The sequence below is a fragment of the Acidobacteriota bacterium genome (assembly GCA_016195325.1).
Taxonomy (GTDB): Bacteria; Acidobacteriota; Polarisedimenticolia; order JACPZX01; family JACPZX01; genus JACPZX01.
Window position 1 is genome coordinate 1 of record JACPZX010000035.1, and the last position, 12,343, is coordinate 12,343.

Genomic DNA, 12,343 nt, shown 5'->3' on the forward strand with positions numbered 1-12,343 from the left:
ATGCTGGAGGACGAACGTCGTCTGCCCGTCGGGGAAAGCGTCTCCTCCCCACGTCCGATATCGGGCCCCGGCGAAGAACGACGTCTTCACCAGCCACATCCATCCCAGCCCGGCCACCACCGAGGGGAGGACGATCGCCGAGACCGAGATCCAGCGGTGCTTCCGTGATCCGAAGCGGGACGTGGGGATCGCCAGCGCGAGGAGCGCGAGCGGGGCGTAGGCTCCCTTTGTCGAGGCGGCCGCCACCGCCAGGGTCGCGAGCTTGACGACGTCGATCGTGGTGACAGGGGCATCGCGATCGATCGCGTCCAACATCTCCGAGATGAGCAGGAACGTGACGCCCATGGTGATGGCGTCGGCGTTGACAAAGCTGCTGAAGAAGAGACTCGTCGGAAGGATTGCGATGGCGGCGAGAGCGAATCGTTGCGAGGGGAGCCGCCGGATCGCAAGCCACGCGAGCAGCAGCCAGCCGATCAGGCCCGCGAGCCTGGACGCGTACAGCAGCGCGAGGGGCGATGCACCCGCCGCCGCTCCGAGACGAAAGACCACGGCCTGCGGCAGGAACGCGATCGGATGGTGGAGGGTGAAGATGCTGGCCGTGAGCGTCGCCCGGTGCTCCGTGTCGAGGGGGATCGCGGCCAGCTCCGCGTACCGAGCCCGTGAGTAAGGCCCGCTCGAGATCGCGGCGTACCCGCGGTCGATGAACGCCGCGACGCCGCCGGGGACATCCGACTCCTTGTCGAGAACGTGGAGGTAGGCGACCTCCGCGGTTCGCTGGTAGTGGAAGTACTCGTCGCCGCCGCCGAACGGCGGGTTCAGCGCGACGAGGAGGAGACCGAACGAGACGGCGACGACGAGAAACACGCATTCAGCCCTCTCGATCCCGCTCGGCGCTGTCCGCCTGATGGCCGACCTCCCTCGTCCTTCGATTCTCCGGCACTTCTCGCGATGAATCTAGCAGAACACCGGCGAGCGCTACGAAAGTCGAGGCGTGACATCGAACCGCCTGCGGTTGTCGGTTCTGCGGTTTCAGGGCGCTATCAGATGTCCCACTTTGTCGCACGATGTCCCATGGGCGTCATAGTCAATGTCACGGAGGCGCGTGCAGACTCGTAATATTCTTGAATGTTGGTCTTGACACACTGGCAGAATGCGAAATAATGAGTTCGCTATGACTCCAAATGCAGTTCGATCTGCCCGAGTCGATTCGATTCCCCGACTCTCTGGCTCGTGTTCCGGTGCAGCGTCCCTTCGCGTGATTCTTCGGCCGCGCCACGATCGGCGGAATGCGTCCGCCGAGAGTGACCGCGGGCGTCGACGCGAGGTGCGGGGGCGGTCCCATGGCGCGGAGGACGCTCGGCTCTGAAGGAGGTTCGAGATGAAGACGAGGAAAGTTGTTCTGGCGATCGGCGTTCTGGCTGTGGTCGCTATCGCCGTCTCCGTTTCCATCGCACGCACGGAGGTGACGACTCGCAAGCCGATTCAAGGTGAGGGGGCGTGCCCGGCCGAACTCACTCAAGCGACTGCGACGGCCTCGGGTACCGAGCCCTTGCAGAGGACGCCCGGATTCTGCAAGAACTCATTCTGCTGGGATGTGGGCGTGCGATGCGTCAACAGCTCCGGGACGTGCAGCGCGGGGGTGGGGAGCTGCGGCTATACGAAGCACAACGACAGCTCTTGCACAGCGGCGGATACACTCCCATCGTGCTTCAGCGCATGCGATTGATACTCCCGCCTTCCGGAGGGAGTTGAGCGCGTACGACTGAGTCATCGATAAAGCCCGCGTGACGCCGCCCTATCTTGAAGGCACGTCGTCGCGCGGGCGTTGCTTTCCCTGGAGTCGTTGCAACTTCTGCTGGACCTCCACGAGCCCCGGCCGCAATTCGAGCGCCCTTTCGTAATCCGCCCCCGCGTCGCCCACTTGTCCCAGCGCCGCGTGGGCATCCCCAAGATCAGCGAACGCGTGCGCATTCCCCGGATCTCGTGCGATCAGCTCCCGGAGCGCCGCGACGGCCTCATCGTTTCGTCCCATGAAGAGGAGGACTCGCCCCTTGTAGAACCACCCGAAGCGCGACTCTGGACAGTCGCGGATCGCCCGCTCCGCCTCCCCGAGTGCCGCCTCGGCGTTGTCCCGGCTCACGCGCGTGGGTGCGTCCTCCGCGCCGGGGCGGAGAACGGCGAACCCCTCGCGGCGGATCAGCTCTTCGGTTCCGGGGTTCCGCCGCACCAGGACGAAGACGCGATCGTCGTAGTAGACGGGGACGAACCCCCCTGCTCTCGTCAGGTCGTCGAAGACCGCCGCCTCGCGGTCGTCGAACCCCATGAAGAAGAGATCGACCGGATGCGCCGCGAGATACGCGCGCATCGCGGCCGGGGTCTCGAGCGCGCCGAGGTACTCGCGGTAGAGATCCTCCCCGTAGACCTCGTTCCGAGAGTCCATGTTGACCTTGACGCCCGGGCTCACGCGCTCGATGAGCGGCCCCGCGAGGGCGTACGAGACGAACGCATTCCCCGAAAGGTGCTCGCGCTCTACGAAGTCGAGAGCGCAGGACGGCACGTCGCGCGTGACGCCAAGCCCTCCTTCGCGGACGAACTTCCCGAAGTTGTAGTGATAGCCGAACGCCGCGACGGTGACCGTGACGGAGACGACGGCGAGCGAGGCGAGGACCGTGGCCGACGGTCGCCTCCATCGGGGAGACGCCGCAGCCAGGATCGGCCACGTCGCGAGCGCCGCGTCGGCGGTCCCGCGATTGTGGCGCAGCGCCAGAAGGAGGAAGAGCGCGACGATCCCCACGAAGGTGACGTCGAAGGTCCGCGCCCGGGCCGCCGCGAGAACGAGAAGCACTCCGGCGAGGGCATAGAGGGCGACGGCGAGAACGTCGGGAGTCCACAGGGGATGCCCCGGCTGGAACCAGCAGAGGATCAGCAGCGCAACCTCGAGGCCCAGCCACACAAGCAAGGCGCGGCGGATCCGATCGGAGCCCGCAAGGACCATCGCCCCGATCACCAGCACGACGTGCGCCACGAAGAAGACGAACATCGTGAAGGTGTTGTACGAGGGATCGTACGGCGGGCGCCACTCGAGGATCTGGTTCATGTAGAGGCGCATCCCCGTCAGCTCGAAAGGGAAGGTGAGGAGCTTCCAGCCGTACGGGTTTACGAGGCTCGCCGCGATCGTCGCCGGGATGAGCGCCGCCACCGCCACCGCGTCGGCTCGCGTCGCGCGCCCGCGCCACCTCTCCGCCGCCTCGCCGACAGCAAAGACCGCGACGAGCAGCAGCCCGACGACGTGGCCGCCGTGGAGGTTCACCCACAGGATGTGCAGGAGCGGGATGGCGTACAACCATGCGCGCCGGCGCCCCCCCTCGCGATACTCGAAGAAGAGCGCGAGGTACGCCGCGACGAAGAGGTACGAGAAGAGATGCGGGCGCTCGAGGAATCGGGCGCTGGCGACGTGCAGCGCGAGGATCGAGCTCCAAAGGATTGAAGGGAGCGTCGCCCCGAGGCGAAAGGCCACGCGGACGAGCAGCCCGGCCGTGAGCACGACGAGCAGCGCCTTGAACAGGATGAGGCCGTTCACCCCCGCCGCCGCGTGGACAAGATGGAAGACGACCGCCGCGAGCCACTCGTGGGCGACGTACGGCCGCCCGCCCGCCGTGAACGAGAAGGGGTCGGCGGACGGCACGGCGCCGTGCGCCAGGATCCACTCGCCGAGCTTCAGGTGGATGAAGATGTCGTTGTTCGAGAGCTTGAAGATGGAGAGGACGAGGAGGTACGCCGCGAGGCTGGCCACGGCGAAGAGCTTCTGGAGGCGCGCCGACGTCACGCGCCGATGATACCGTCGCCCGCGGCTCGATAGGGTAAGATCGCTCGATGGACGGCGATCTCGAGGAAAGGCACGCGCGCGAGAGGTCGTTCCACGATTCATGGGCCGAAGAAGTCAATCCCGACCTCCTCGACCCCGAGGCGGTCGCGACCTGCCCCACCACCCCCGAGACGCTCCACGCCCTCGCCCTCCTCGGCGATCTGCGGGGGAAGCGCCTCCTCGAGATCGGCTGCGGCCACGGCGAGCTGACGAGCTGGCTCGCGCTCCACGGCGCGAAGGTGACGACGCGCGACATCTCGCCGCGCATGGTCGAGATCGCCCGCCGCGTCGCCCGCCGGCTCGGGGTCGAAACGAGCATCACCTTCGATGAAGGCCCGGGGGAAACCCTTCCATACTCCGACGCCGCGTTCGACGTCGTCTTCGGGCACGACGTCCTCCACCACATGGACCTCCCCCGCGCGTCCTCCGAGATCCGGCGCGTCCTCGCCCCCGGCGGCCGCGCCGTCTTCGCGGAGCCCCTCGGCCACAACCCGGTGCTCAACCACTACCGCGACGCGAGCCCCGAGACGCGCACCCCCGACGAAAAGCCGCTCCTCTTCGCCGACTTCGACGTGCTGCGGGCGGGCTTCGCGTCGTTTCGCCACACGGAGTTCCACCTCCTCACGATGGCGCTGTACCTGTGGTTCCGCTGGGGAGAGGGGCTCGACCCGAACAAGGTCCGGTACTGGAAGAGGCTGATCGAGGAGGCCGATCGCTACCGCCGGCCGTTCGCGGTCCTGAACGCACTCGACCGCGCGCTCCTCGGGATCTTTCCGCCGTCGAGGCGCTGGTGCCGCATGACCGTGATCGAGCTGGGGAAGTAGGGGCGCGGGCGGCCGCAGGGGGCGTCATCTTTCGACGCCGTCGCGGAGGGCCGCCCCGTGGAGGTTGGGGGTGCGGCCGTCCCAGCACAGGGCGGCCCACCGCGCGGGGCTTCCGGGGGCGCCCGCCGGCAGGGTGGCGGGCGCCCCGGAGACTTCGTCGAGCTCGTCAGCCGCGGACGGAGACGATCACTTCCTTGCCGCGGAACATCTCGGGATCGAGGATCTCGACCTTCGCGCTCGAGCCGTCCTCGGACGTCTCGATCTTGAAGTCGCGACCTTCCTGGTAGATCGCGGGGAGGACGCGCACCCCCTTGATCGACTCGAGGCCGTAAGGCTGCGGCGTCAGGTTGATCGTCGTCGACTTCCGGAGGTCGAGCGCCTCTGAGAACCGGATCCCCTTCATGTCCTTCACGTGCTTGAAGACCGTCGTCAGGTTGCCGCTGTCCTTGAGCTTCTGCTCGCTGTCGGAGTGGTAGAAGAGCGAGTTCTGCCGGAAGGCGAGGTCGGCGTCGAGCCCGGCGACTTTCGTCTCGAGGTTGGTGTTGTCCTGCTTCAGCCCGGTCACCTCGGCCTCGAGCTGGCCGCGGCGGTCGGTGAGCGTCGCGATGTCGGTGCTCAGCCCCGAGATGTCGGACTCGAGCCTGGACTTGGTCTCCTCGAGGGCGGCCTTCTGGGCGAGGGCGGCGTCGCGCTCGGAGAGGATCTGGCGCTTGACGGCGCGGCGCACGACGAGCGGCGTCTGCCCGGCCTCACCCTGCGTCACGTACGTCCGGAAGGTGTCGTGCTCCTGGTCGTAGAAGAACCACACTTTGTTGCCGGGGAGGAGCTCGTCGGTCTGATCGATCGAGGCGAGAATCGTCTTCGCCTTCGCCTTGTCGAGCTTCGCCTCGCCGACGAGGTAGTCCATCGCGAGATCGTGGTGGCTGTCCCCCTTCTTCGCGATCACGAACTTGTCGGGGAGCGTCTGCTCGAGGTGAAGGACCTTCTCCTGGAGGCTGCGGATCGTCTCGCGGTCCTTGATGATCCCCTCGAGGAGCGCCTTGTACGAGACGTCCTTCTCCTCGCTCACGAGCTGGTTGAGGACGTCCTTCTGCTCGGAGTTCAGGTTGTCGTTGAAGATCTCGCCGAACTGGATCTGGCGCTCGCCGGGCTTGCGCGTCGCGTTGAACGAGTCGATCCGCTTCATCATCACGTCGGTCGTCTCGTCGATGCGCCCCTTGTCGGTCCGAAGCTGCGCGAGGAGCTCGTCGGGGCTCGAGGGAGCGGGGCCGGACAGACCCTTCTGGAGCGCATCACCGCTGCACGCGACGCTGCCGAAGACGACGAGGCCGGCGAGCACCGTCGCGGCCGCGAAGACGCCGAAGACGACGGCGCCGGTTCCGAAACTTCCCTTCCTGGTTCCTGGAGCGTTCATCTGTGGGCCAACCTCCTGGGGTGGGCGTGTGGGCGCCCGATCTCGTGGGCTTTCGGAGGGGGGCCAAGCACGAACTGTGCCCATGGGTGGACCGCGGGCGCGGCCGGGTGGCGCCATGGGGTATCCGCCTGTGGAGGCGGGCGCGGCGAGGGGGATCGCCCCTCGGGCGACTCGGAGAGCCCGCGGGAGGCGACCTGCCGTGCGAGTCCTACCGTCCATCTCCCCCGGAATTCCTCCGGCATTCCGTCCGGAGATCCCCGACGGGCGGAGAGATCAGGGGGCCTCGGATTCGGAGGTGGAGGCGGCGCCCGGGCCGTAGATCTCGTCGAGGTAGGCACAGATGTCCTCGGACTCCGTCACGACCATGTTGTGCTCCGGGTCGGCGAGGACCGGGACGAGCTTCTGGCCGGAGATCGCCTCGACCCTCTCGCGCTCGCTCCGGTCCGACGAAACGGTCCGCGAGATCCAGTCGAGGCCGAGATCGTCGAGCTTGCGCCGCACCCTCGCGCAGTGGGGGCACGATTCGAACTGGTAGAGCTCGATCATCTCAGGCGCTCCTCAGCTTCGCGAAGGCCTCGCCTGCTGCGGCGATCGTGGCCTCGACGTCGGTGTCGGTGTGCGCGAGCGAAACGAAAAAGGCCTCGAACTGGGCGGGAGGGAAGTAGACGCCGCGATCGAGCATCGCGTGGAAGAAGGCCGCGTAGCGGCGGGTGTCGGACCGCACCGCCGTCGCGTGGTCGGTGACGGGGCCGTCGGTGAAGAAGACCGTCATCATCGATCCGACCCTGTTGATCGTGACGGGGACTCCGGCGTTGCGGGCCGCTTCGGCCAGCCCTCCCTCGAGCGCGGCCGAGATCGTCTCGAGCCGGGCGTACGTCCCGGGCTCGCGGAGCGCCTCGAGCGTCTCGATCCCCGCCCTCATCGCGAGCGGGTTCCCCGACAGCGTCCCCGCCTGGTAGACGTCCCCCTCGGGGGCGATCCGCGCCATGAGATCGGCCCGGCCGCCGTAGGCGCCGACCGGGAGGCCGCCGCCGATGATCTTCCCGAGCGTCGTGAGGTCCGACGCGACGCCGAAGCGCTCCTGCGCTCCGCCGTAGGCGAGCCGGAAGCCGGTCATCACCTCGTCGAAGATGAGAAGGACGCCGTGCTTCGCGGTCAGCTCGCGGACCCCCGCCAGATAGCCGGGGGCCGGCGGCACGCACCCCATGTTCCCCGCGACGGGCTCGAGGATCACCGCGGCGATCGAATTTCCGTGGGCCGCCAGCGCGGCGGAGAGCGCGTGAAGGTCGTTGTACGGGGCGGTCCGCGTCTCGGCGGCCACGGCGGCGGAAACCCCGGGGCTCCCGGGGATGCCGAGCGTCAGCACCCCCGATCCGGCCTTCACGAGCAGCGAGTCGACGTGGCCGTGGTAGCACCCTTCCATCTTCAGGATCGCGTCGCGTCGCGTCACCGCGCGGGCGAGGCGCAGCGCGCTCATCGTCGCCTCGGTCCCCGAGTTGACCATGCGCACGCGCTCGACCGACGGGAAGGCGCCACAGACCAGGGTCGCGAGCTCGATCTCTGCGGGGGTCGGCGCGCCGAAGGAGACGCCGGAGGCGGCCGTCTGGGCCAGCGCCTTTACGACGCGGCCGTGCGCGTGGCCGAGGATGAGCGGCCCCCACGAGCCGACGTAGTCGATGTAGTCGTTCCCGTCGGCGTCGAAGACGTGCGAGCCCCGGGCGCGGATGATGAACAGCGGGTCGCCGCCGACGCCCCGGAAGGCGCGGACGGGGGAGTTCACGCCCCCCGGGATGACGCGGCGGGCGCGCTCGAAGAGGCGGCGCGAGGTCTCGACCGATCGGGGGGGGGCGGATCCGGACACGGCGTCAGCCTCGCGCGGGGCGCGCGAGGAGCCGGGCCGCCTCGCGCGCGAAGTACGTCAGAATCAGATCGGCGCCGGCGCGCTTGATCGACGTGAGGGTCTCGAGGATCGCGCGCTCGCGCTCGATCCAGCCGCGCTCGGCGGCCGCGAGGAGCATCGAGTACTCGCCGCTGACGTTGTAGGCGGCGACGGGGACATCCACGCGCTCGCGCACCCGGCGGATGATGTCGAGGTAGGGGAGGGCCGGCTTCACCATGACCATGTCGGCCCCCTCGGCGAGATCGAGGTCCACCTCGCGGAGGGCCTCGCGGGCGTTGGCCGGGTCCATCTGGTAGCCGCGCCGGTCGCCGAACTTCGGCGCCGACTCGGCCGCCTCGCGGAAGGGGCCGTAGAAGGCGGAGGCGTACTTCGCGGCGTACGAGAGGATCGCGATCTCCTGGTGCCCCGCCTCGTCGAGCGCGCCGCGGATCGCCGCGACGCGGCCGTCCATCATGTCGGAGGGGGCGACGACGTCGGCCCCCGCGCGCGCGAAGGAGACGGCCGAGCGCGCGAGGAGATCGAGCGTCGGGTCGTTCGCGACCTCGTTCGACTCGATGACGCCGCAATGGCCGTGGTCGGTGTACTCGCAGAGGCAGACGTCGGCGATGAGGAGCACGCCGGGGGCCTTCTCCTTCAGCTCGGCCAGAGCGCGCTGGACGATGCCGCGGGAGTCATAGGCCCCGGTGCCGCGCGCGTCCTTCGACGCCGGGATGCCGAAGAGGATGACGCTGACCACCCCTTCCTCGCGCGCCGCCTTCACCTCGTCCACGAGCGTGTCGATGGAGTGCTGGTGCACCCCGGGCATTGCGGCGATCTCGCGCCTTATCCCCTTCCCCTCGCAGACGAAGAGCGGGTAGATGAAGTCGGTCGGGGCGAGCTCGGTCTCCCGCACCATCGATCGCAGCAGGGCGGTGCGGCGGAGCCGTCGCGGTCTTTCCGTCGGGAAGGACATTTTATTCCTCGTGCTCGCCCTCGTCCCCCTGGAAGAAGAAGAAGCGCGCGCACTGGGAGGAGCAGAAGTACCGGCCGCTCACGTGATGTCGGCAGTCGTCGCAGACTTCCTTGTTGCAGATGGGGCACTTGGTGAGGCGGACCTTCTCGTCGGACTTCGAGCACTTGGAGCAGTTCACGGCGGGGCCCCCTTTTCGCGCGGAGTATAACACCCGACCCCGGAGTGTCCGTCGGAGCCGGCCACGCCACTTCTTGACTCCGATCCACCCCCTCCCTATCCTGCCGCCTCCGGTCAAAACACGATGGCGGCGTAGCTCAGCTGGTTAGAGCACGCGGCTCATATCCGCGGGGTCGGAGGTTCGAGTCCTCCCGCCGCTACCATCGATCTCCACCCGGCGCACTCACCATGCCGCATGCTCAAGGCCCCCGGCGCCCCCACGACCCCGTGGCGGAGGCCTTTCGCCGCGCGATCGACAGGCACCGGATGATCTCCCCGGGAGCCTCCGTCCTCGCCGCGGTGTCGGGAGGCGGCGACTCCGTCCTGATGCTGCGGCTGCTGGTGCAGCACCGCGCCGCCTGCCCCTTCGAGCTCCGCGTCGCGCACCTGAACCACGCCCTCCGCGGCGCCGAGAGCGACGCCGACGAGGCCTTCGTGCGCGATCTCGCGGCGCGCCACGGGCTCGCCTTCACGAGCGCGCGGGCGGACCTGACGCGAGCCCCCGGTCGCCGCGGCCTCGCGGGGATGTCGCCGGCGACGGCGGACGGGTTCATCCGGCCGCTCATCGGAGTGCGCCGCGCCGCGGTGCGGGCGTACCTCTCGGCGTGCGGCGAGGCGTATCGCGACGACGCGACGAACGAGGACGTCACGAGGACGAGGAACCGGATCCGGCTCCGGCTGGCGCCGATCCTGGAGGCGGAGTTCGAAGGCGCGATCGAGAGGCTGGCGGCGGAGGCGGAGCTGCTCGCCCCCGAAGAGGCGTTCCTCGACGAGGCGGCGGCGACGCTTCTCGCCGGCGCGGCATCCACCATCCCGCCGCGTGTGGGCGAGGCGCCGATCGCCCTGGCGCGCCGGGCCGTTCGGCTCGCGGCCGAGGCCTCCGGCAACGCCTCGCGGCGCCTCGAGCGGGACCACGTCGACGCGATCCTCGACCTGCTCCGCCGGGCGGCGGCCGGCCAGGGGATCGATCTCCCCGGGGGCGCCCGGGCCGAGAAGGGCCCCGCGGGCGTGGTGATCCGGGAGCCGGGGGAACGGAGTGGATAACCGGACGACCCTGCCTATAATAAGGACGCCGACACTCAGGCCGAAAGGACGAACTTGAACGCGAGCCTCAGGGCGATCACATTCTGGGTCCTGGCGATACTTGCCGTCTTCTTTCTCTACCAGTTCTTCAAGACCCAGAGCCACCAGCAGATCGAGCTGACCTACTCGGACTTCATGAAGAAGGCCCAGGAAGGTCAGATCGCCTCCGTCACCATCTCGGGCGGCGAGAGCGGCTACGAGATCGAGGGGGAGTACAAGAACGCGAGCGAGGACAAGAAGTACCTCCGCTCCTTCGCCCTCCCCGACGACAAGCTCCTCTCGACCCTCCAGTCCAACGGCGTCCAGGTCACGGTGAGGAAGCCCAAGGACAGCCCCTACCTCCTCACGCTCATCTCGTGGGCGCCGATGCTCCTCATCATCGGCATCTGGATCTTCTTCATGCGCCAGATGCAGTCGGGCGGGAACAAGGCGCTCTCGTTCGGCAAATCGAAGGCGAAGCTCCAGTCGAGCCAGGGTAAGAAGGTGACGTTCAAGGACGTCGCCGGCGTCGACGAGGCGAAGGACGAGCTGCAGGAGGTCATCGAGTTCCTGAAGGAGCCCCAGAAGTTCCAGAAGCTCGGCGGGCGCATCCCCAAGGGCGTTCTCCTTCTCGGGCCTCCGGGGACCGGGAAGACCCTCCTCGCGAAGGCGATCGCCGGCGAGGCCAACGTCCCCTTCTTCAGCATCTCCGGCTCCGACTTCGTCGAGATGTTCGTCGGCGTCGGCGCGAGCCGCGTGCGCGATCTCTTCGAGCAGGGGAAGAAGAACGCGCCGTGCATCGTCTTCATCGACGAGATCGACGCGGTCGGTCGCCATCGCGGCGCCGGCCTCGGCGGCGGCCACGACGAGCGCGAGCAGACGCTGAACCAGCTCCTCGTCGAGATGGACGGCTTCGAGTCCAACGAAGGCGTCATCCTCATCGCGGCGACGAACCGCCCCGACGTCCTCGACCCGGCGCTCCTGAGGCCCGGGCGCTTCGATCGACGCATCGTCGTCGATCGCCCCGACGTCCGCGGGCGCGAGGAGATCCTCAGGGTCCACACGCGCAAGATCCCGATGTCCGACGACGTCGAGGTGCCCATCCTCGCGCGCGGCACCCCCGGCTTCAGCGGGGCCGATCTGGCGAACCTCGTCAACGAGGCGGCCCTCGCGGCGGCGCGCGTCAACAAGAAGGCCGTCGCGATGGAGGACTTCGAGGCGGCGAAGGACAAGGTCCTCATGGGCGCGGAGCGGAAGAGCCTCATCATCTCCGACGCCGAGAAGCGCAACACCGCCTACCACGAGGCGGGGCACGCGCTCGTCGCGGTCTTCCACCCCCATGCCGACCCGCTCCACAAGGTGACGATCATCCCCCGGGGGATGGCGCTCGGCCTGACGACGCAGCTTCCCGCGGACGATCGGCACACCCTCTCGCGCGAGTTCCTCGAAGGGCGCATCGCGGTCGCCATGGGCGGCCGGCTCGCCGAGGAGATCTTCCTCAGCACGCGCACGACCGGCGCCGGCAACGACATCGAGCACGCCACCGAGCTGGCGCGGAAGATGGTCTGCGAGTGGGGGATGAGCGAGAACCTGGGCCCCCTGACCTTCGGCAAGAAGGACGAGGCGATCTTCCTGGGCAGAGAGCTCACGCAGCACAAGGACTACTCCGAGTCGACCGCCATCCTGATCGACCGCGAGGTGAAGCGGATCATCACCGAAGCGTACGAGACGGCGCGCAAGATCATTCTCGAGCAGCGCGAGGTGCTCGAGCGCATCGCGATCGCGCTGCTCGAGCGCGAAGTCCTCGAGGCCGAGGAGATCGCGGCCCTCACGCGCGGCGACGAGCTGCCGCCGATGAAGCGCGCCAACGTGATGCCGGTCGCCGAGAAGCCGGCCGCGAAGGCCGCCGAGGACAAGTCGCGCCGCCCCGCCAAGGAGTCGGCGGGCCCGCCTCTTCCAGAGCCGCTCAAGACCTGACACACCGCCTCGTGAAAAAAACGCGGGCCCCCCTCACACTCGTCTTCTCGGTTCCCCCTCCGGGCCACGGCGGGTCGCTCTCCCCGGCCCCGGGCGCCTCCGATCTGAAGTCGCATCTCGGCCTCCGGCCCCT

At 68.6% G+C, this 12,343-nt stretch carries 10 protein-coding genes and 1 tRNA gene; 4 read left to right on the forward strand and 7 right to left on the reverse strand.

The genetic code is table 11. The features are described 5' to 3' along the window. Together HY049_08135 and HY049_08140 are read right to left on the reverse strand one after the other, a co-directional pair. Positions 1–864, reverse strand: an 864-nt coding sequence (locus tag HY049_08135; protein MBI3448866.1) for a DUF2142 domain-containing protein, incomplete at its 3' end; no start/stop codon positions are given. Between the two features lie 931 nt (positions 865–1,795). After that, positions 1,796–3,826, reverse strand: coding sequence for a hypothetical protein (locus tag HY049_08140; GenBank protein ID MBI3448867.1), 2,031 nt, complete (start codon positions 3,824–3,826; stop codon positions 1,796–1,798). A gap of 47 nt (positions 3,827–3,873) precedes the next feature. On the opposite strand from HY049_08140, the gene HY049_08145 reads away from it, so the two are divergent. Next, entirely contained in the window at positions 3,874–4,689 is an 816-nt protein-coding gene (locus HY049_08145) for a class I SAM-dependent methyltransferase (GenBank protein MBI3448868.1), read from the forward strand. Positions 4,690–4,855: 166 nt separating this feature from the next. Here the strand turns inward: HY049_08145 and HY049_08150 are convergent, their stop codons facing one another. From HY049_08150 to HY049_08170, 5 genes are all read right to left on the reverse strand, one after another. Continuing rightward, positions 4,856–6,103, reverse strand: coding sequence for a hypothetical protein (locus tag HY049_08150; protein ID MBI3448869.1), 1,248 nt, complete (start codon positions 6,101–6,103; stop codon positions 4,856–4,858). Between the two features lie 273 nt (positions 6,104–6,376). After that, entirely contained in the window at positions 6,377–6,649 is a 273-nt protein-coding gene (locus tag HY049_08155; GenBank protein ID MBI3448870.1) for a glutathione S-transferase N-terminal domain-containing protein, read from the reverse strand. A 1-nt stretch (position 6,650) separates the two neighbouring features. Continuing rightward, the gene (gene hemL, locus HY049_08160) at positions 6,651–7,964 is read right to left on the reverse strand and encodes a glutamate-1-semialdehyde 2,1-aminomutase (GenBank protein MBI3448871.1); all 1,314 of its coding nucleotides are present in this window, start codon (positions 7,962–7,964) and stop codon (positions 6,651–6,653) included. 4 nt (positions 7,965–7,968) lie between these two features. Then, the gene (hemB, locus tag HY049_08165) at positions 7,969–8,955 is read right to left on the reverse strand and encodes a porphobilinogen synthase (protein ID MBI3448872.1); all 987 of its coding nucleotides are present in this window, start codon (positions 8,953–8,955) and stop codon (positions 7,969–7,971) included. Position 8,956: 1 nt separating this feature from the next. After that, the gene (locus tag HY049_08170; GenBank protein MBI3448873.1) at positions 8,957–9,133 is read right to left on the reverse strand and encodes a hypothetical protein; all 177 of its coding nucleotides are present in this window, start codon (positions 9,131–9,133) and stop codon (positions 8,957–8,959) included. Positions 9,134–9,258: 125 nt separating this feature from the next. Between HY049_08170 and HY049_08175 the strand changes: the two genes are divergently transcribed. The 3 genes from HY049_08175 to HY049_08185 all read left to right on the forward strand — a co-directional run bounded on the left by HY049_08175 (position 9,259) and on the right by HY049_08185 (position 12,210). Next, a tRNA-Met gene (locus HY049_08175) sits at positions 9,259–9,335 on the forward strand. A 64-nt stretch (positions 9,336–9,399) separates the two neighbouring features. Beyond that, complete coding sequence (locus tag HY049_08180; protein ID MBI3448874.1) at positions 9,400–10,215, forward strand: tRNA lysidine(34) synthetase TilS; 816 nt, start codon at positions 9,400–9,402, stop codon at positions 10,213–10,215. A 54-nt stretch (positions 10,216–10,269) separates the two neighbouring features. Continuing rightward, a complete protein-coding gene (locus HY049_08185) occupies positions 10,270–12,210 on the forward strand; it encodes an ATP-dependent metallopeptidase FtsH/Yme1/Tma family protein (protein MBI3448875.1) in 1,941 nt (646 codons plus the stop codon). Positions 12,211–12,343: the final 133 nt, after the last annotated feature.